The sequence below is a fragment of the Acinetobacter lwoffii genome (assembly GCF_015602705.1).
Classification (GTDB): domain Bacteria; phylum Pseudomonadota; class Gammaproteobacteria; order Pseudomonadales; family Moraxellaceae; genus Acinetobacter; species Acinetobacter lwoffii_E.
The window spans coordinates 1,057,534-1,076,921 of the sequence record NZ_CP059081.1; the positions used below are offsets into that span (position 1 = coordinate 1,057,534).

Genomic DNA, 19,388 nt, shown 5'->3' on the forward strand with positions numbered 1-19,388 from the left:
CAATTCATCTTCGGCTGTTTTAATAGCATCATCGAAACAAGGCAAGACTTTAAAGAGGTAACTGCGATGAAAATGATGATAAATACGGTTTTGGCAGCTGCATTGATGGGTTCTATCGCGACAGCTACGATAGCAAGTAGTGACACTGCTGTGAATCAGGCTGCTTTTGCTAAATCGACCACAGTCAAACAGGCGCTGGCCATGAAAGATGACAGCAAAGTTCAGCTTAAAGGTTATGTCGTGAAAGCAGTGGGTGATGAAAAATACCAGTTCCGCGACAGCACAGGTACTATAACTGTTGAGATTGATGATGAACTTTGGCAAGGCAAGCCGATTTCAGCCAAAACACCGGTGATCATCACAGGTGAAATCGACATTGATTATAAACCGGCAAAACGTGTTGAAGTTGAGGTTGATCAGGTTCGTTTCTAATATCGCCTGATTTGCTGAAATCAATTTGAACACAGCGACAAAAAACCACATGCAAGTTACCAAAAAGCATGTGGTTTTTTTGAGTCTGGAACTTTTTCAAGGCAAGATAGAACAAGGAAGCAAACGGAGCAGAATATGCGTATTCTTTTGGCGGAAGATGATCAGTCTCAGGCAGACAGTATCCAGACTTGGCTGGAAATGGACGGTTATGTGATTGATCGGGTAGAGCGTGGTGATCATGCGATCCTAGCGATTGAGCAGCATCAATATGACTGCATTCTGCTGGATCGTGGCCTGCCGAATGCCAATGGAGATGACATTCTGAAAATTTTGCGCAGCCAACATCAAGATACGCCGGTGATTTTTATTACGGCCAAAGACAGTATTGATGACCGGGTTGAAGGTCTGGATTTAGGCGCGAATGATTATCTGGTCAAACCTTTTAGTCTGGAAGAACTTTCGGCCCGAGTTCGTGCCCAACTCAGACAGAAACAGCAAACACCGAATCATATCCTGCAATGGCAGGATCTCAGTCTGGACACTCAAGCCAAGACCCTAACTAAAGAAGGTCAAGCTGTGAATCTGACTGCGAAGGAATTTCAAATTCTATACAAGCTGATGCAGCAGCCTGAACATATTGTCACCCGTGAACAGCTGGAAGAATCGCTGTACGCTTGGGGTGATGAAATTGAAAGTAATGCCATTGAAGTATTTATCTATCAGCTGCGTAAAAAAATCGGCAGCCAGATGATCAAGACTATTCGCGGTCTGGGCTATCGCATGCATAAGGCTGAGGTATAAACCTATGTCAGCTGCTATTTCCTTGCAAACTAAACTGATCAAACATGCGCTGTTCAGTTCGATATTGGCTGGAATATTGGCCTGGCTGCTGTTATTGGGAATTTCCAGTTATCAAGCCAGTCAGCTGCATGATGAATTAATGGAGCAGATTTCTGAGTTGCTGCTTGGCGATGTGACCCAGGCCAAAGACGCCCAGGTCGATGAACTCAGTGAACAGTTCGATATCCAGTATGCCTTGTTGCTAGATCAGCAGATACTGACTACTTCGATTGATGATGAATTAATTAATACCATTCCAAAAGCACAGAACAACGGCTTTCAGTTTGCTTATGAAAATGGTCATTTTATCCGGATACTGACTGCGGAAGATGACGACCTTCAGGTCAAAATCGTACAGCCACTTTCAGTACGTTTCGATGAACTCTGGCAAACTACTTTGGGCTTTGCCGGGATCTTATTGATTTTATGGCTAGTGCAATGGCTGATTTTGCGTGTTGCGATCAGACGCCAGTTACGGCCATTAAACAAGATTTCCCGGGCGATTGGTTCCAAAACTGCTCAGGATCTAAGCCCTCTCAAAACGCCTGATCCTGAAATCACTGAACTGCAACCGATTATTCGTCAGTTGAATGCCATGCTCGGCCGGCTGGAAAAGTCACTGGCTGCCGAACAGCGTTTTACTGCAGATGCTTCACATGAGCTGCGTTCTCCACTGTCTGCAATTCAAATGCGTCTACAGGTTTTAAAACGCAAATATCAAGGTGATGCACAGCTCCCTCAAGCATTGCAGCTGATTCAAAATGATGTCAACCGCGGTACGCAGGTGCTGGAAAATTTACTCTTGCTGGCACGACTCGATCCGGAGCGCACAGAGCAATTACCAACGCAAACGATTAATCTTAAAAATCTGGTTCAGGAGGCTTTGCAGGCATTGCAGCCTTTTGCAGAAGAAAAAGACATTCATTGGAATCTAAACCTTGAGGATGCTGTGATCGAAGCGAATCCAGAGCTGATTTTTAGTTGTATTCGCAATCTGGTCGACAATGCTATTCGTTATACGCCGCCGCAGGGACAGGTCGAGATCCGAACGGTTGTTGAGCAGCATCAGATACAACTATTGATTGAAAACTCAGGAGAGAGGATTACTGATGATGTGCTGGAACGTTTAGGTGAACGTTTTTATCGGGCTTTGGGTACGCGAACTCAGGGTTCAGGTCTAGGTCTGTCCATTTGCCAGAAAATTATGGCACTGCATGCAGCTAAAATTGACTATGCGCCGTCGGATCTGGGCGGACTTAAAGTGTTATTGAGTTTTAAGCTTGAATAGCAAATCTCATGATCAGAAGATTAAAAAGCAGTATGCGCTGATTCATACTGCTGCTTCCCACGTTTGTTATTATTAGAACTGATTTAATTATTTGGTCAGAATAAGACGGTTATTGCGGGTCAGACGCAAGCGGTATTCTTCGCCGGCATGCATGATCCGGATTTCACGACCCAGTGCAAAAAGATTGTTGGAGTGCAGCATTGGCAAGGCATGGTGAGTATCATTGTTACGGGTAAATAGGCTAAATGGGGCGTTCATTCTGTCGACTCCGTGGTGTGTTTTGGATTGATTTAAATGATAATCATTATCGAATAGGTCTGTCAACGAAATATTGAGCAATTTATAAAAAACTCTAATTTGCTTACAATCTGTAAAACTTTAACGGTTCTGTACATCATGACTAAAGCTACGATTCATGTCGCAATTGCGCTTTTATTTTATCAAAATCAGGTTCTCGTCGGCTGGCGTGAGGCCAAGCAGCATCAGGGCAATAAATATGAATTTCCAGGCGGAAAAGTTGAACAGGGCGAATTATCAGTCGAAGCCTGCCGACGCGAAGTGATGGAAGAGGTCGGTGTTAATATCGAACGCTGGCATGCCTCTGATTTTATCTCCCATGAATATGAAGATCTCATCGTCAATTTGCATATTTTCCATGCTTCAGTACAGTTTGCTCAACTGGCTGAAATCAAACAGCCTTGGCGCTGGTACGACCGGGAAGAACTTGGACAACTGAATTTTCCGAAAGCCAATCAGTCCATGATCCAAAAGCTGCAATGGCCGCAGCGCATCAAGATAGCTGAAGATCTGGATATTTTATCAAGTCTGGATACAGATCAAATGTTGTATTGGCGCGTGGAAGCAACGCCTGAACGGATCATGCAAGTACAGCAATATCCGGTAGATCAGCTCTCCAAGTTAATCATTAATCAGCAGCTTTGGTCACAACTGAATGAATTGCAGCAGCAGACAATTCGCACGATTCATCTAAAACAGAATCAACTGATAAACTTGAAACAAAGTGAATTGAAACCTGGCTATCGTTATCTGGCAGCTTGTCATGACCTGACCGCTTTAATGCATGCAGAACAGATCGGCTGTGAAGCGGCTTTACTCAGTCCGGTACTGGCGACAGCGACTCATCCAGAAACACCTGCGTTAGGCTGGGAGCAATTCAAGCAAATGGCAGAGCAGGTACAGATTCCGGTTTTTGCTTTAGGCGGAATGAAAGCTGAAGAACTCGATTATGCAAAAAGCCAGCATGCTTATGGCGTTGCCGGCATTCGTTATGTGTAAATGCTATATTTCAACACAAGCTTTCTTTTGGTAAGTCAGTTTCTATAAAAAAGATCTTAAAGCTTTTTCAGTGCCTCTTGAGCTTGCTGAATCGCTTTAGCGTTTTTCCGCAACTGAGCAGATTTAAGGCGCACTTGCCAAAGCTGCTTTTTCATGACACTAGATTGTGCATAACTCAGGCCACGTAAGGCAAAAGCATCGGCGCTTGCTGGCTGATTTTTACGGTTGGCGATCATGCCCAAGTATAAATAGGTTTCTGGTGCCTGAGGGGCCAGTCGCTGTGCCTGAGTTGCAGCAGCTTCAGCTTGAGCAAATTGCTGCTTGGTATAGGCCTGCTGGGTTTGCTGCATCAGACTCTTGAAGGCCGGCAAATTACGGCCATCATCAAACTTTTGGCTTTTCGGCTTCTGTTCAGGAATGACAATTTTCTGACGTTTGATGTCAGGACGGTCATAAGGCGTAATCACGACGCCGTCTGGTGTTTTTGCCTTAGGTTTTTCCGTCGCAGGCTTGGCGGGGCTAACTGGCTTTTTTGGCTCGGAGATACTTTGGCAGCCCACCAGACTGAGGATGAGCAAACCAGGGAGGATTTTTCTTAACATAAACATAGACTCAATTAATGGCTATAACTTCCACTGGCGATAATACGGGTTTCGCTCTCAAGATCGCGTTCTATTTCTGTTTCACTTTCTTGTATGTAGCGACTCATATCATCCTGTTCAGCATCAGATGGCACAGGTTCTGAATCAATATCATAAGGTTCCGTCGCATAGTGCGAGATGCCGCAGGCAGTCGCCTGATTTGGCAGGGCATGACGCGAAATCGGGATATACATGGCGCCTTCACAGCCTTGTGCAGACAACAAACCCGTATGACGATCTAGCCAATGCCATTCGATTTCATTCGGCTGTGGCAGATTCACCGGTTTCTGGCGCAACTGTTTCATGACATTGGTCCAAACGGGCAGGGCACCCGATGAACCGGTCAAGCCAGTGACTTTGTTGTCATCCAGACCGAGCCAGACCACGGTCATATAATTACCTGAATATCCGGCAAACCATGAGTCACGGCTGTCATTCGTGGTACCGGACTTACCGGCAAGATTCAGACTGCGTGGCAAGCTGTTATAGGCTGCACGGCCTGTACCATTCGACATGACCTGTTGTAAGCCATAATTCAGGGCATAAGCGGAAGCAGGATCAATAGTCGGTTGTACACTCAGGCTATAACGATCCAGAGAGCGGCCGTTGGCATCCACCACAGAGCGGATGGCTTTGGTTGGATATTTAAAGCCGCCTGTAGCAAAGTTGCCGTAAATGTTCATCACTTCCATCGGGGACATATCTACCGCACCCAAGTAAATCGACGGATAAGATGGAATATCTGAAGTTACACCAAATTTTTTCAGATGATTAATAAAGGTAGACAGGCCAAATTCTTGTGCTAAACGCACAGTGGACAGGTTATAAGATTGCGATAATGCCTGCGACATTGGAATGACACCATGTCCACGACCACTATAGTTTTTCGGTGTCCAGGTTTTGCCGTCACTTTTGATGCTGATTTCACTGTCTTCAATCGGGCTCGCCCAGTGATAACGGTTTGATTCCAGTGCACTCAGGTAGATCACAGGCTTTAACAGGGATCCGACTTGACGTTTGGCATCGACTGCACGGTTAAAGCCGGTAAAATCTTGAGTAGAACCCACTGCGGCCACCAGTTCGCCATTTTCCGGATGCGATACTAATACTGCGCCCTGTAAATCTTTCAGGCGACCCGGATTGGATTTGCTTAAACGCGCCACCGTTTCTTTAAAACTGTCCTGAATTCGGGTTTGGGCCAGAGGGTCTAAAGTGGTGAAAATGCGCAGACCCTGATTGGTCAGATCGGTTTCCTGATAATCTGTGCGTAATTGACGACGTACGATATCCAGAAAATCCGGGAAGCGGGCAGGGCCTAAAGTCGGTTTTGAAATGACATTTAACGGACGTGCGGTTTCTTTTTCATATTGTTCCTGAGTCAGATAGCCCATTACCAGCATATTATTCAGGACGATATCACGGCGTTTTTTCGCACTTTCAGGATTGCGCCATGGATTGTATAGACTCGGGCCTTGGACTAAACCCACCAAAAATGCTTGCTGGGAAATATTCAGTTCACGCAGTGGCAGGCCAAAATAAAACTGCGATGCCAGACCATAACCATTAATGGAGTAGTTACCATTCTGGCCGAGATTTACCTCATTCAGATAAGCTTCTAGAATTTCATTCTTGTCATAATGCAATTCAATCAGCATCGCCATAAAGGCTTCATTCACTTTACGTTTTAAGGTGCGCTCAGGGGTTAAATAGAAATTTTTGACCAGCTGCTGGGTCAAGGTTGAGCCACCCTGACGTTTACCACCGGTAATATTGCTGACTACGGCACGTGCAATACCACGCGGTGAAACCCCATGATGCTCATAGAACTTACGGTCTTCGGTCGCGATCAGCGCTTCGATCAAGGGCTTAGGCACTTTATTTAGCTTGATCAGCACACGGTCTTCGTTATGCTGCGGATAAATCCCACCAATTAATAAAGGTTCTAAACGCGCAATCCCGCTTGAAGACGGTTTGGTTGCGCTGACTTCTGCAATCTGTTCACCGCTGAAACTGACTTTCAATATTTGTTCCGGTTCAACCCGGTCACCAAAATCAAAGCCGCGTGTATGCACATACAGGGTATTACCCGTGGTGACAATGTTGCCTGATTTAGTATAACTATCCGAATTTTTATAACCGAGTAATTTTAATTCTTGTTGGAAATCCTGCAGGCTGACTGGGGCATTCACGTACACTTCCATCGGACGTGCGAAGACCTTGGCCGGAATATCCCAGCGCTGACCTTCAAACTTGTCGCGTACAATATTGTCTAATCTAATCAAATAGATACTAAATGCTACAAAGATAGAAATGACAATAATAGAAAAAATTAAGGCAAGAAACCCCATGCCACGTTCAGATTTCATAAATACTTATAAGATCCTGTGAAATTGTGCTAATCATGCGAAGCTTTTCATTATTTTGCAATATTTAATCAAGAAATGCGCTTAAAATTAAAATGAAACCCCACAATTTCTCCTTAATTCGAATATATTTCAAATAATTTCCTACCTATGAAGCACTGTTATAAATTGTCATCCAGGTATAGCTTAATGTTATGATAAGCAGGATTCGTAGCGGAGCGACGACACTGGTGCAAATTTCCCATAAGACCTTTCGAAATATCGGGTTAATAGGACGTCCTGATAAATCGTCGGTGGTTGAAACCTTATGCCTTATTCACGATCATCTTCTCAATTTAGGCCTACACCCAGTTTTTGATGCAGCGACAGCTGAACTTGTTCCCTATCAAAATACCCAAACCGTCAGTCGTGCCTTATTGGGTGAGGTGGTGGATCTGGTGATTGTCGTGGGCGGTGACGGCTCGCTATTACATGCAGCACGCGCCTTGGTCAAGTACAATACCCCGGTGATCGGGGTTAACCGTGGTCGTCTGGGTTTTTTAACGGATATCAAGCCGACTGAAGTGATATTCAAGCTGGATCAGGTATTAAAGGGTGACTTTCAGACTGAGCGACGCTTTTTACTCGAAGTCGAAATTCGCTCCAAAGGTGAAGTGATTTACGATGCCATTGCTCTAAATGATGTGGTGCTACATTCAGGGAAATCAGTACATATGATCGATTTTGAACTGAATATTGATGGACAATATGTCTATCGTCAGCACAGCGATGGCCTGATAGTCTCTACGCCGACTGGTTCTACGGCTTATGCGCTTTCTGGTGGTGGCCCGATTGTACATCCAAGTATGGATGCGATTGCCTTGGTACCGATGCATCCGCATACCTTGTCTTCACGCCCGATTGTGGTCGGTGGACATAGTGAAATTAAATTACTGATTCGTGAAAATCGCGTACTGCCGATGGTTAGTGCGGATGGACAACACAGTGTGTCTTTGAATGTGGGTGATAGCGTCCATATTCGCAAGCATCCCTTTAAACTGAATCTTCTGCATCCACCGGGTTATGACTTTTATAATGCCTGTCGAACCAAACTGGGGTGGAATCAGGACTTTGATTATTTTAAGCAGGATTAAATCATGAATATTGAACAAATGCTTGCCGTACTCAATCCTGAGATTGTTGAACGCCTAAGAACAGCAGTCGAAATTGGAAAGTGGCCAAACGGTGTAGCCTTGACACCAGAACAACGTCAGACCTGTATGCAGGCAGTGTATGCCTGGGAAATGAAAAACCTGCCTGAAAATGAGCGCAGCGGTTATATCGATCGCGGTACTAAAGAAGAGGGTGAAGAGTGTGATGATGATCATCACAAGAATGAACCTGAATTCAAGCCGATTCGTTTTGTTTAAGGCTTAATTCCCAGCCAATAGCAATACAATTAAAAAAAGCATTGTTCATTCACTGAACAATGCTTTTTTCTTTTGCACAAGATTAAACCGTGTGGCGATTCGCCCATAAGATTTTGGCTTTTTGCATCGCAGCTTCAAAGCTGTCACACACGCCCATGGTATATAGCGCAATGCCCATAGTTTCTATCACTGCAATCTCGCCATAATCATGGCTTTGCTGACCGTCCCAGACAGCCTTAAATAGCGCCAGATCCAGTTCTTCTTCAATTGGACTGCGGTTGTCAGTGAGCTTTGGCAATTCATGCTCATAGAGCAGGCCATCTTTAATGCCACAGATGAGCGTTTTGGCATCCGGATTACGCTCGAATTCGCCCCCTTCACCTTTAATCACGGCACTATTTTTATAGCCCAAGCGGAAAGCTGCTTGCTGATGCGAACCACGATATGCTGGATGGAAAATGGCTTGCAGGGTCGCTTTGGCATTAAAGGGATTGATCAGACGCGCCAAGGTATGAATTGGGGAGCGTAAGCCCATGACATTACGCAGCGCAATCAAGTCTGCAAGAATCGGAGAAATTACTTCTAACGGTATGTAAGCAAAATGCTGTTGTAGAAGTTGCTGTTCAACCTCGGCATCATTTTGACAGATTGGATAGCCTAAGTAAGTCAGCACCTGTTCGGTGTAAACGCGGTTCATGGTATGGCCCGAGGCACCATGCATCACAATATTATAACCATGCTTGGCCAGTGTCAGGGCTGCCAGAATAAACCATGGATAATGCTTGCGCTTGCCCGCATATGAAGACCAGTCCAGATCGACATCCAGTTTTTTGAAACTCAGCTGGTCACGTGTCGCCTGTACAAAACCGGCCAACTCATCTACAGATTCTTCCTTGACCCGCAATAACATCAAGAATGCACCTAACTGCACATCCAGCACTTCATTTTTCAAAATCATACTGAAGGCTTGATAGGCTTCATCATAGCAGAGAGAGCGGGCGCCATTTTTCCCTTTACCCACAATGCGTACATATTGGGCAAAGGGATGTTCGAAATCTTTATAAATATTTCTTTTGGTATTCATAACTTTTTACAGCTTGCAGAAAATATTAATGTCAAGGGAGAGGGTGAAAATCCATAAACATTTCAGTATACGTAAAACAATCAGTTAAATCTGATTATCGACTAATGTCTAATCTATTCTGGTTAAAACATAAACAAGCGCATAATAAGTTATGCACATTTAGTCTGAATATTCGGTAAAATTTAGGCAATTTTTAGAGTCTGTTTAATTTTTCTTAATCTCTTTCTCCCATTTAATACTTTGGTCTGATACTTGAGTGTCAGATTCAATGCATGGCTGATTATCATTTTTGAACATTCTCTTGAGCCTTTTGAGACTTGATCCGGTTCATCCTGAGAAGGGATGAAGAGGTCAGTATATTTCTCAAAATGGTCTTTCTTATTTTTGATATCGTTCAAGTAGATTTATTATGGCGAAACAACCAATTTATAAGTCACTGTATTTTCAAGTGATTGTGGCCATTATCGCAGGTATTCTGGTCGGGCATTTTTCGCCTAGTGGTACGCAAATTATCAATGGTGTAGAACAGCATGTCCCTGGCTTGGGCGAACAGCTTAAACCGCTTGGTGATGCATTTATCCGTCTGATTAAAATGATTATCGCACCTGTAATTTTCTGTACCGTAGTGAGCGGTATTGCAGGTATGGAAAGCATGAAATCAGTCGGTAAAACTGGTGGTGTGGCTTTACTTTACTTCGAGATCGTATCCACGATTGCTTTGGTCATCGGTCTGGTCGTGATTAACATCGTGAAGCCTGGTGTAGGCATGAACGTTGATCCTGCTTCACTGGATACCAGTGGTATTAGTAAATATGTTGCTTCAGGTGAGTCACAATCGACTATCGATTTCCTGATGAACATTATTCCAAATACGGTTGTGGGCGCATTTGCAGAAGGCGAAATCCTGCAAGTTCTATTGTTCGCGATCATCTTTGGTTTTGCACTGCATAAGCTCGGTGATCAAGGCAAGCCAGTCCTGAAACTCATCGACCAGATTTCACATGTGTTTTTCAACATCGTGAACATGGTGATGAAACTTGCTCCAATTGGTGCATTTGGTGCAATGGCGTTTACAATTGGTAAATATGGTATTGGTTCTCTTGCTCAGCTGGCACAGTTGATCATTTGTTTCTATGTTACCTGCGTACTGTTTATTTTCATCGTATTGGGCTCAATTGCGCGTTTCGCAGGGTTCAGCATCATGAAGATGATCCGCCTGATTCGCGAAGAACTTCTGATTGTACTGGGGACGTCATCTTCAGAATCAGTACTGCCACGTATGTTGAAGAAACTGGAACTTGCCGGTGCAGAGAAGTCGGTGGTAGGTCTGGTGATTCCAACTGGTTATTCATTTAACCTGGATGGTACGTCGATTTACTTGACGATGGCTGCAATCTTTATTGCGCAAGCAACCAATACGCAACTTGACTTGTCTCATCAAATTACCCTGCTTCTGGTACTTCTGATCTCATCTAAGGGTGCGGCAGGCGTGACTGGTTCAGGCTTTATTGTGATGGCGGCAACTTTGGCTGCTGTAGGGAATATTCCTGTTGCAGGTCTGGCATTGATTCTCGGTATCGATCGTTTCATGTCTGAAGCTCGTGCCTTGACCAATCTGGTCGGCAACTCTTTGGCGACTTTAGTGGTTGCGAAATGGGTGGGCCAGTTAGATATGGACAAGCTGAACTACGCTTTAGCGAATCCTGCAGAAATTGATGAAAAAATGGCGCAAGAAGGCAATAACGCTCACTAAGTTTGAGTCTGTCTTTCGTGTCTAAAAGGGAAGCTTCGGCTCACTGCTGTCCCATAGTTTGCTTTAAATAAAAAAACCTGAGTCCTAACAGTTAAAATATGAGTGCAAACAAACACTTTAACGACCAGGATTCAGGTTTTGTCACATCAGAATACCGTATTTCATGAGCTAATTAAACCTGTTGTGCGACAGGATTTTGAACAACTTGCTAAAGTACACCATGTTGGACAGAAATTTAGAGCGGCTTCCCGGTGGGATCAGTTTATTGCCATATTGATGTCTCAATTCTCTTGTAGGCAAAGTCTGAGAGATATTCAATCCAATTTGGAGTGCCAACAGGAAAAGCTAAGTCATCTCGGAGCAAAGTCTATTCCCCGAAGCACGCTGGCACGAATCAATGAGCAGCAGCCTGCTGCCTTGTATCAACAGCTATTTTACAAGTTGCTTAAATACTATGAACACTCAAAAGTAGCTCATAAATTTCGCTTTAAGAATCCCTTGTATTCCTTGGATGCCAGTCATATTGACCTGTCGCTTTCCTTATGTGAATGGGCCAAAGTTCATGACTCAAAAGCCAGCATGAAACTCAGCATAGGATTGAATCACAGCAATGATATTCCTGAGTTTGTTGCAGTTGAAAATGGCAAAGAAAATGACATGGTACAAGGCCGCAAATTCCAGTTTCCTGCTGGCAGCATTGTAGTTTTTGATAAAGGCTATGTCGATTACCAATGGTATGCAAATCTGACTGCTCAAAACATTGGATTTGTCACACGTTTTAGGCCTAAATCTGTGTATCAGGTGATCCGGCAACATCCAGTGCTTGAATCCAAAGGTATTCTAAAAGATGAAACCATTCAGCTGAATAGCGCACATGCCCTAAAAAGAAAAGCCCCAGTGTTAAGAAGAATTGAATATAGAGATCAGCAAAGTGGCAAGCACTTTAGCTTTCTCAGCAATAACTTTCATTTAGCCGCCTCCACCATTGCGGCGATTTATAAAGATCGTTGGAAAGTTGAGCTGTTCTTTAAGGCGATTAAGCAGAATCTCAAATTAAAAGCGTTTCTAGGCCGCAGCAGGAACGCAATTCAGACACAAATCTGGATTGCGATGATCGCCTATTTATTGGTGAGTTTCGCTCAACATTTAGGGAAAACAGGTTGGACAGTTCAACGTTTACTCAGAATAATTCAAGTGAATTTGTTTGAAAGAAGAACTTTAAAAGCTTTATTTTCACCCGATAAAATACCCATAAAACAAGAGGAAGCTCAAATGAGCTTCCTCTTGTGAAAAATTGTGGGACAGCAATGAGCTTCGGCTTCCCTTTTTTATTGACTGTGAAGTTAGTAAAAAGATGAATGCCGGCACATGACAGGGATCATGAAAGTCGATAGTCTGTGAAAAGGAAACTAAAATGATAAACAACAAGGACAATAGAATGCTTGCCTACGATGCCGATCTAGAATTATTCCGCGATAATTTTAAACGCTTTATGAACGAACATGTCGCACCGTACTACGACCAGTGGGAACGTGAAGGTCTGATGCCGCGTTCAGTCTGGAATGCACTCGGTGAAAATGGCTTCTTGTGTGTCGATGTTCCAGAAGAATATGGTGGCTATGGGGTGCCGACCGATTATTCCTTGATGCTGATCGAAGAATCTGCACGTGCCGGATACAGTGCCATTGCCACAGGTCTGTCTTGTCATTCCGATATTGCAGCACCGTATATCCTGCATATTGGTACTGAAGAACAGAAAAAATACTGGTTACCAAAAATGGTCACCGGTGAAGTGGTCGGTGCGATTGGCATGACCGAGCCAGGTGCAGGTTCAGATTTGCAAGCCATGCGTACTAGTGCCATCTTGCAGGATGAATATTATCTGTTAAATGGCTCAAAAACCTTCATTTCCAATGGTCAGCATGCTGACTTGGTGGTGCTTGCCGTCAAAACCGATCCTCAAGCCCGAGCTAAAGGCGTTTCATTGCTGCTGGTCGATACCCATCTGGAAGGCTTTAAAAAAGGCACTAATCTGGACAAGATTGGTCTGCATGCTCAGGATACGTCTGAACTGTTCTTCGACAATGTCAAAGTGCCAAAGGACCAATTACTGGGTCAGCCGGGACAGGGATTTGCTTACCTGATGCAGGAATTGCCACGTGAGCGTACCGCCATCGCTGCCACCGCTCTAGGCGCCATTCGTGGCTCGATCGATGTGACCACACAATATGTGAAAGAGCGTCAGGCTTTTGGTCAGGCGATCGGTCAATTCCAGAATACTCGTTTTGTGCTTGCGCAAGCGAAAATTGATGAATTGGCGACCGCAGCATTTTATAACCAGAATCTTGAGCTTTATATGCAAGGGAAGCTGGATGTAGAAACTGCAGCGGCACTAAAGAGCTTTTCTACCGATATGCAGATGAAAATCGCGGACAATCTCCTGCAATTATTTGGGGGTTATGGCTATATGACTGAATATCCAATTTCACGTTTCTTCGTTGATGCGCGGATTCAGCGGATTTATGGTGGTACTAATGAAATCATGAAAGAGATAGTGGCACGTGGTCTGTTAGGACGTTAATAGCTCACTCATAAAAAAAGAGTCCCGAAGGACTCTTTTTTATAGGGGGAGAACATAGCCAAGATGGGAAATATTTTTTAAGACTTTATGATTTTAAGACATCCAAACATTCATGAATAAAAATGGGTAAATCATTGGGTAGACGCGATGAAATCAACTGATTATTGTCATTCACCAGTTCTGCATCATAATACGTTCCACCGGCACGTTGTACGCGACTGGCATGCGCGCGAATACTGGTAATAATTCGATTTTTCAGCACATCTGCTTCACACAGTAATAATGATGCATCACATAAACTAAAGATGGTTTTCTTGGCTTGATTAAAAGCCTGGATAAATTGCAGCACCCGCATATCGGTAGATAAAGAAACTGCAGATTCACCGCCAGGAATCAGCAAGGCATCAAAATCATCAATACTGATTTGTTCGATGTCCCGGTCAATCGTCACTGCAGAACAGCCATGCAGACCATAGACCACTTTTCCTGCATTAAACTCAATATTACAGATGATATGCTTTGCTTCCAGCAAGGCCGCAACGGGTTCAAGATATTCCTGATCTTCAAAATTATTCGTCAAAAGTACAGCTATTCTTTTTGGCATGACTGACACCCAAACGCTTGTTTTAAGTTAGACTATCTATGATTGGTTAAAAAATCGTCTCTGCTTTGTAATTGAGTAGTGATTTAATGTAAAAAAATAAGTTAAATCAAAGAGAAGTCGATAAAAATGGGGTTGCAGAGTGTGCATTTTATTGTGAAATCTATCTTAGATATGAATGGTTCAAAAATGACGTTTGCGAAGCAATTATTTTAATTTTCTTATGCTTAAAACCGCTATATAGATTAAGAAATAGTGATATTTCATCTTCCTTAAAATCAGTTAATATGGACAGGCAAAGTTTACAATTTAATAATGTAAATCAAGCAGAAAAGCTGAAGTAAATGTTACCAGATATGACCAAAAGCAATAAATGGTTAAAATCAACTGTATGTTTTTAAGACTTAATCTACCAATGTCATATTGCGTAACATTTGAAAGCTCACTATTGTTATACTGAACAGATAAGGTTTATGAAGGGCGACAGAACAATGATCAACGACGATCAAAACACCACGACTTCTCTTGATTTGGCAAAAATTCGTGAAGATATCGATTCTGTTGATCAGCAAATTCAGCAATTGATTAACCGTCGGGCACGTTTGGCTGAAGCTGTGGCAAAAGCAAAGTTTGCTTCAGAAGAGAATCCGCTGTTTTACCGTCCAGAACGTGAAGCTCAGGTTTTGCGTAATGTCATGGAACGTAATGAAGGGCCATTGTCTGATACCACCATGGCACGTCTGTTCCGTGAAATCATGTCGGCCTGTCTGGCACTTGAAGCTCCGCAAAGCATTGCTTTCTTGGGACCAGTCGGGACCTATACTCATTCTGCGGTACTCAAGCACTTTGGCCATGATGCTGTGGTTCGTCCTTTACCGACCATTGATGAAGTTTTCCGTGACGTGGAAGCGGGCAGTGCCCATTATGGTCTGGTGCCGGTAGAAAATTCCTCTGAAGGCGTGGTTAACCATACTTTGGACTGTTTTAAAACATCGAACCTGAATGTGATTGGCGAAGTTGAATTACCGATTCACCATCAGTTCCTGATTTCTGAAAATACCCGTAAAGACAGCATCAAACAGATTTATGCGCATCAGCAGACTTTGGCACAGTGCCGTAAGTGGCTGGATGCGCATTATCCAGGCGTGGAACGTGTCGCTTTAAGCTCCAACGCAGAAGCAGCGCGCCGTATTCGTAATGAATGGCATTCTGCCGCGATTGCCTCTGAAATTGCTGCGAGCATTTATGATCTCGAAATCATGCATAGCAATATCGAGGATAATCCGGAAAATACCACACGCTTCCTGGTGATTGGCCGTGAAAAAGTGCCACAAAGCGGTAATGACAAGACTTCATTACTGATTTCAGCACATGATCGTGCCGGGGCTTTGCTGGAAATTCTGGCGCCATTTGCCAAGCATAATATCAGTCTGACCAGCATTGAAACCCGTCCTGCACTTCCTGAAAAATGGGCTTATGTGTTCTTCATTGATCTTGAAGGCCATATTGAGCAGGAACACGTGAAAGCAGCCATTGAAGAAATTCGTCCTTTGGTTAAAGAAGTTCGCGTGCTCGGTTCATATCCTGCAGCTGTACTTTAAGTCAGCTATACATGGTCAGGGCGAGGGTGCTGACCACTGTTTTATACCTAAAATTGGAAGTCTAAAATGTCGTTTGTTCCAGCCAATTCAGGCATCTCAAAATTAAAGCCATATCAACCGGGTAAACCGATCAGTGAACTTGAGCGCGAGTTGGGTCTTACCGATATCGTCAAACTGGCTTCAAATGAAAATCCGCTGGGTTGTTCAGATAAAGTCAAAGAAGCGGTCGCTGCGGAAATTGCTGAAATTGGCCGTTATCCAGATGGTGGTGGTTTTATCCTGAAAGATCAGATCAAAAACCAGTTTGGTTTTAATCATGATCAGATTACCTTGGGGAATGGTTCAAACGACTTACTGGAAATGTTTGCCCGTGCATTCGTTTCAGAAAATGATTCGGTGGTGTATAGCCAGCATGCTTTTGCGGTTTATGCATTGGTAACTCAAGCCATTAATGCGCAAGCGATTGAAGTACCAGCTAAAGGCTTTTCGCATGACTTGGAAGCAATGGCGGCTGCCATTCAGGACAACACCAAACTCGTTTTCATTGCAAACCCGAATAATCCGACGGGAACCTGGTTCGAAGAAGCTGAATTTGAAGCTTTCATGCAAAAAGTTCCTGCTAATGTCATCGTGGTTCTGGATGAAGCCTATGTGGAATATTTCCCGGAAAACTTCAACAGCTTGAAATTCCTTGCGCAATATCCAAACCTGATCGTTAGCCGTACTTTGTCGAAGTGTTATGGTTTGGCTGCACTACGTGTTGGTTTTGCTCTGGCTTCAGTTGAAGTGACAGATTACCTGAACCGTATTCGTCAACCATTTAATGTCAACCATTTAGCGATGGTCGCTGCGGTGGCTGCACTGAAAGATGAAGACTTTATCGCGCGTTCTCGTGAAGTGAATAAAGCCGGTATGGCGCAACTTGAAGCTGGCTTTAAGGCTTTGGGTCTTAACTATGTGCCTTCACGTGCCAACTTTATTCTGGTAGATGTACAGGCAGACCCATCAGCAACCTTCAATGGTTTGCTCAAACAAGGGGTGATTGTGCGTCCGGTTGGTATTTCAAATCACATTCGCGTATCGATTGGTACTGAAGCAGAAAATGCGAAATTCTTAAGCGCATTGGCTAAAGTACTCGGTTTAGAGGCAAAAGCTTAAACCATGTCGCAGCCACTGTTTGAAAAAGTTGCATTTATCGGGCTTGGACTGATTGGTTCAAGTCTGGCGCGTGTCATTCGAGCCGAGCATTTGGCCAATGACATCGTTGCATCGACACGTTCACAAAAGACTTTGGAAGATGCTAAATCTCTTGGCCTGATTTCCGAAGGCTATGCAGATCCTGTGGAAGCGGTCAAAGGTGCTGATCTGGTAGTGCTTGCATTACCGGTGCGTGCCACGCAAAAGGTGCTGGAAGCCATCAAGCCTTATTTATCTGCCAATACCATTATCACTGATGTCGGTAGTACTAAAGGCAATGTAGTCGATGCAGCGAAAGCAGTCTTTGGCGATGCACTACCTGAGGGTTTTGTACCGGGCCATCCGATTGCAGGTGCAGAACATACTGGTGTACATGCAGGAAAAGTCGATTTATTTGCCAATCATAAGGTGATTTTGACGCCACTGCCAAGTAGTGCAGGCTGGGCCGTCGATAAACTGATTCAGCTGTGGCAAGCGGCGAAAGCCGAAGTGATTTGTATGGATGTCGACAAGCACGATGAAGTGCTAGCGCATACCAGTCATCTTCCGCATCTCATGGCCTTTAACCTGGTTGAGCAACTGGCCAAGCGTGAAGACAATTTAGATATATTTCGTTATGCTGCCGGTGGCTTCCGGGATTTCTCGCGAATTGCCGCCAGCGATCCACAAATGTGGCATGACATCTTTTTTGCCAACAAAAAAGCAGTTCTGAATGCTGTTGATGGCTTTGAACAGCAGCTCGCGATTATTCGCAAATTGATTGAAGATGAAGATTCCCACGCATTGATGGGCTTATTGGGTCATGCGCAGGCAGCTCGCCAGCATTTCAACCATATGCTCGCCAAGAAACCTTTCATGGAGAAAAATAAAGTGACACAACAATTTACCATTCAGCCGGGTGCCAAGAAATTTCAGGGTAAATTTACCGTGCCAGGTGACAAATCTGTGTCACATCGCTCGATCATGTTTGGTGCGATTGCAGAAGGTACCACACATGTGACCGGCTTTTTGGAAGGTGAGGATGCTCTAGCGACACTGCAAGCTTTCCGTGATATGGGAGTCAGCATTGAAGGCCCTAAAAATGGTGAAGTCACCATTCATGGTGTTGGCATGCAAGGCTTAAAAGCGCCGCAGTCTGCCATTTATATGGGCAACTCAGGCACTTCAATGCGTTTGCTGTCGGGTATGCTAGCAGCACAAAAATTTGATTCAGTCATGACTGGTGACGCATCTTTATCCAAGCGTCCAATGGAGCGTATTGCCAAGCCTTTACGTGAAATGGGTGCGCAAATTCAGACCACAGGTGAACGCGGTACACCACCTGTATCCATCACCGGCAATCAAAACCTTAAAGGGATTCAGTACGATTTGCCAATGGCCTCTGCTCAGGTGAAATCAGGGATTCTACTTGCAGGTCTATGGGCGGAAGGTGAAACTTCGGTGACTGAACCAGAACCAACACGCGACCATACTGAACGTATGCTGCGTGCATTTGGTTATGAAGTGAAAACAGAAAGCAACCGAATTTCCCTGCAAGGTGGCGGCAAGTTAGTGGGTACCAACATTCAAGTGCCTTCAGATATTTCTTCAGCAGCCTTCTTTATGGTGGGTGCGGCCATTACTGAAAATTCGGACGTCACCCTTGAAGCGGTAGGCATTAACCCGACCCGTACTGGTGTGATTGAAATCCTCAAGCAAATGGGTGCGGACATTACAGTTGAAAACGAGCGTATTGCAGGCGGTGAACCGATTGCTGATATCCGTATTCGTGGTACACGTACATTAAAAGGGATTCATATGCCGGAAGATCAGGTGCCATTAGCAATTGATGAATTCCCGGCGCTATTCATTGCCGCTGCATGTGCTGAAGGTCAGACAATTTTGACCGGTGCTGCCGAGCTTCGCGTGAAAGAATCGGATCGTATTCAGGTCATGGCAGATGGTCTTCAAACCATGGGCATCGACTGTACCCCAACTGAAGATGGCATCATCATTGAAGGTAAGGGTAAGTCCGGTGACTGGTTGCCAATCTTTACGGGTGGTGAAATTGAATCGCATCACGATCACCGTATCGCGATGAGTTTTTCGATTGCCGGTTTGCGTAATTCGGAGCAGATCAAGATTGCCGGTACTGAAACGGTCGCAACCAGTTTCCCGACCTTCACGGAATTGACCTCAATCGCAGGATTGCCAATTCAAGTGTCAGAATAATTTTTAAAATTATGTGAAACAGCCAAGCTTTTGCTTGGCTGTTTTGTTTATATTGCTTATGCTAAACCCATATAAGAAAAAAGCCATTTGG

Annotated in this window: 17 protein-coding genes; 12 read left to right on the top strand and 5 right to left on the bottom strand. The window is 44.2% G+C overall.

The window, feature by feature from the left end; genetic code table 11:
• Window positions 1-66: 66 nt before the first annotated feature.
• The 3 genes from H0S56_RS05055 to H0S56_RS05065 all read left to right on the top strand — a co-directional run bounded on the left by H0S56_RS05055 (window position 67) and on the right by H0S56_RS05065 (window position 2,560).
• The gene (locus tag H0S56_RS05055; RefSeq protein WP_195725811.1) at window positions 67-432 is read left to right on the top strand and encodes a NirD/YgiW/YdeI family stress tolerance protein; all 366 of its coding nucleotides are present in this window, start codon (window positions 67-69) and stop codon (window positions 430-432) included.
• 135 nt (window positions 433-567) lie between these two features.
• Entirely contained in the window at window positions 568-1,233 is a 666-nt protein-coding gene (locus tag H0S56_RS05060; protein ID WP_195725812.1) for a response regulator transcription factor, read from the top strand.
• Window positions 1,234-1,237: 4 nt separating this feature from the next.
• Entirely contained in the window at window positions 1,238-2,560 is a 1,323-nt protein-coding gene (locus H0S56_RS05065; RefSeq protein WP_195725813.1) for a sensor histidine kinase, read from the top strand.
• An 87-nt stretch (window positions 2,561-2,647) separates the two neighbouring features.
• On the opposite strand, the gene hemP is transcribed toward H0S56_RS05065, so the two are convergent.
• A complete protein-coding gene (gene hemP / locus H0S56_RS05070; protein ID WP_004645578.1) occupies window positions 2,648-2,818 on the bottom strand; it encodes a hemin uptake protein HemP in 171 nt (56 codons plus the stop codon).
• A 138-nt stretch (window positions 2,819-2,956) separates the two neighbouring features.
• Here hemP and H0S56_RS05075 point away from each other — a divergent pair, with 138 nt between their 5' ends.
• Entirely contained in the window at window positions 2,957-3,856 is a 900-nt protein-coding gene (locus H0S56_RS05075; RefSeq protein WP_195725814.1) for an NUDIX domain-containing protein, read from the top strand.
• 56 nt (window positions 3,857-3,912) lie between these two features.
• Here the strand turns inward: H0S56_RS05075 and H0S56_RS05080 are convergent, their stop codons facing one another.
• Together H0S56_RS05080 and mrcB are read right to left on the bottom strand one after the other, a co-directional pair.
• Window positions 3,913-4,458, bottom strand: coding sequence for a tetratricopeptide repeat protein (locus tag H0S56_RS05080; protein ID WP_195725815.1), 546 nt, complete (start codon window positions 4,456-4,458; stop codon window positions 3,913-3,915).
• Between the two features lie 14 nt (window positions 4,459-4,472).
• Window positions 4,473-6,863: a penicillin-binding protein 1B gene (mrcB, locus tag H0S56_RS05085; RefSeq protein ID WP_195725816.1), complete on the bottom strand. Its 2,391-nt coding sequence runs from the start codon at window positions 6,861-6,863 to the stop codon at window positions 4,473-4,475.
• Between the two features lie 191 nt (window positions 6,864-7,054).
• Here mrcB and H0S56_RS05090 point away from each other — a divergent pair, with 191 nt between their 5' ends.
• Both H0S56_RS05090 and H0S56_RS05095 read left to right on the top strand, forming a co-directional pair.
• Window positions 7,055-7,993, top strand: a complete 939-nt coding sequence (locus H0S56_RS05090; protein WP_004645573.1) for an NAD(+) kinase — start codon at window positions 7,055-7,057, stop codon at window positions 7,991-7,993.
• Window positions 7,994-7,996: 3 nt separating this feature from the next.
• A complete protein-coding gene (locus H0S56_RS05095; RefSeq protein ID WP_004278992.1) occupies window positions 7,997-8,269 on the top strand; it encodes a YeaC family protein in 273 nt (90 codons plus the stop codon).
• Window positions 8,270-8,351: 82 nt separating this feature from the next.
• Here H0S56_RS05095 and H0S56_RS05100 read toward each other — a convergent pair whose 3' ends face one another.
• Complete coding sequence (locus H0S56_RS05100) at window positions 8,352-9,353, bottom strand: glycosyl transferase family protein (RefSeq protein WP_005106493.1); 1,002 nt, start codon at window positions 9,351-9,353, stop codon at window positions 8,352-8,354.
• 409 nt (window positions 9,354-9,762) lie between these two features.
• Between H0S56_RS05100 and H0S56_RS05105 the strand changes: the two genes are divergently transcribed.
• The 3 genes from H0S56_RS05105 (at window position 9,763) to H0S56_RS05115 (ending at window position 13,687) form a co-directional block, all read left to right on the top strand.
• Window positions 9,763-11,106 (top strand): dicarboxylate/amino acid:cation symporter, encoded by a 1,344-nt coding sequence (locus H0S56_RS05105; protein WP_195725817.1) that lies wholly within the window; start codon window positions 9,763-9,765, stop codon window positions 11,104-11,106.
• 138 nt (window positions 11,107-11,244) lie between these two features.
• On the top strand, window positions 11,245-12,396 hold the full coding sequence (locus H0S56_RS05110; protein WP_195726034.1) for an IS4-like element ISAbe18 family transposase: 1,152 nt from the start codon (window positions 11,245-11,247) through the stop codon (window positions 12,394-12,396).
• Between the two features lie 148 nt (window positions 12,397-12,544).
• Window positions 12,545-13,687, top strand: a complete 1,143-nt coding sequence (locus H0S56_RS05115; RefSeq protein ID WP_114541957.1) for an acyl-CoA dehydrogenase family protein — start codon at window positions 12,545-12,547, stop codon at window positions 13,685-13,687.
• 85 nt (window positions 13,688-13,772) lie between these two features.
• Here the strand turns inward: H0S56_RS05115 and H0S56_RS05120 are convergent, their stop codons facing one another.
• Window positions 13,773-14,291, bottom strand: a complete 519-nt coding sequence (locus H0S56_RS05120) for a DJ-1/PfpI family protein (protein ID WP_129716505.1) — start codon at window positions 14,289-14,291, stop codon at window positions 13,773-13,775.
• A gap of 488 nt (window positions 14,292-14,779) precedes the next feature.
• Here H0S56_RS05120 and pheA point away from each other — a divergent pair, with 488 nt between their 5' ends.
• From pheA to H0S56_RS05135, 3 genes are all read left to right on the top strand, one after another.
• Window positions 14,780-15,889: a prephenate dehydratase gene (pheA, locus tag H0S56_RS05125; protein WP_004645570.1), complete on the top strand. Its 1,110-nt coding sequence runs from the start codon at window positions 14,780-14,782 to the stop codon at window positions 15,887-15,889.
• 66 nt (window positions 15,890-15,955) lie between these two features.
• Window positions 15,956-17,047, top strand: coding sequence for a histidinol-phosphate transaminase (gene hisC, locus H0S56_RS05130; protein ID WP_195725818.1), 1,092 nt, complete (start codon window positions 15,956-15,958; stop codon window positions 17,045-17,047).
• A 3-nt stretch (window positions 17,048-17,050) separates the two neighbouring features.
• Complete coding sequence (locus H0S56_RS05135; protein WP_195725819.1) at window positions 17,051-19,297, top strand: bifunctional prephenate dehydrogenase/3-phosphoshikimate 1-carboxyvinyltransferase; 2,247 nt, start codon at window positions 17,051-17,053, stop codon at window positions 19,295-19,297.
• Window positions 19,298-19,388: the final 91 nt, after the last annotated feature.

Coding starts and splice junctions, on each gene's coding strand:
- mrcB (WP_195725816.1), bottom strand. CDS start 6,863: ATGAAATCTGAACGTGGCATGGGGTTTCTTGCCTTAATTTTTTCTATT.
- hisC (WP_195725818.1), top strand. CDS start 15,956: ATGTCGTTTGTTCCAGCCAATTCAGGCATCTCAAAATTAAAGCCATAT.
- H0S56_RS05100 (WP_005106493.1), bottom strand. CDS start 9,353: ATGAATACCAAAAGAAATATTTATAAAGATTTCGAACATCCCTTTGCC.
- H0S56_RS05060 (WP_195725812.1), top strand. CDS start 568: ATGCGTATTCTTTTGGCGGAAGATGATCAGTCTCAGGCAGACAGTATC.
- pheA (WP_004645570.1), top strand. CDS start 14,780: ATGATCAACGACGATCAAAACACCACGACTTCTCTTGATTTGGCAAAA.
- H0S56_RS05075 (WP_195725814.1), top strand. CDS start 2,957: ATGACTAAAGCTACGATTCATGTCGCAATTGCGCTTTTATTTTATCAA.
- H0S56_RS05065 (WP_195725813.1), top strand. CDS start 1,238: ATGTCAGCTGCTATTTCCTTGCAAACTAAACTGATCAAACATGCGCTG.
- H0S56_RS05095 (WP_004278992.1), top strand. CDS start 7,997: ATGAATATTGAACAAATGCTTGCCGTACTCAATCCTGAGATTGTTGAA.
- H0S56_RS05135 (WP_195725819.1), top strand. CDS start 17,051: ATGTCGCAGCCACTGTTTGAAAAAGTTGCATTTATCGGGCTTGGACTG.
- H0S56_RS05120 (WP_129716505.1), bottom strand. CDS start 14,291: ATGCCAAAAAGAATAGCTGTACTTTTGACGAATAATTTTGAAGATCAG.
- H0S56_RS05105 (WP_195725817.1), top strand. CDS start 9,763: ATGGCGAAACAACCAATTTATAAGTCACTGTATTTTCAAGTGATTGTG.
- H0S56_RS05080 (WP_195725815.1), bottom strand. CDS start 4,458: ATGTTAAGAAAAATCCTCCCTGGTTTGCTCATCCTCAGTCTGGTGGGC.
- H0S56_RS05115 (WP_114541957.1), top strand. CDS start 12,545: ATGCTTGCCTACGATGCCGATCTAGAATTATTCCGCGATAATTTTAAA.
- H0S56_RS05055 (WP_195725811.1), top strand. CDS start 67: ATGAAAATGATGATAAATACGGTTTTGGCAGCTGCATTGATGGGTTCT.
- hemP (WP_004645578.1), bottom strand. CDS start 2,818: ATGAACGCCCCATTTAGCCTATTTACCCGTAACAATGATACTCACCAT.
- H0S56_RS05090 (WP_004645573.1), top strand. CDS start 7,055: ATGATAAGCAGGATTCGTAGCGGAGCGACGACACTGGTGCAAATTTCC.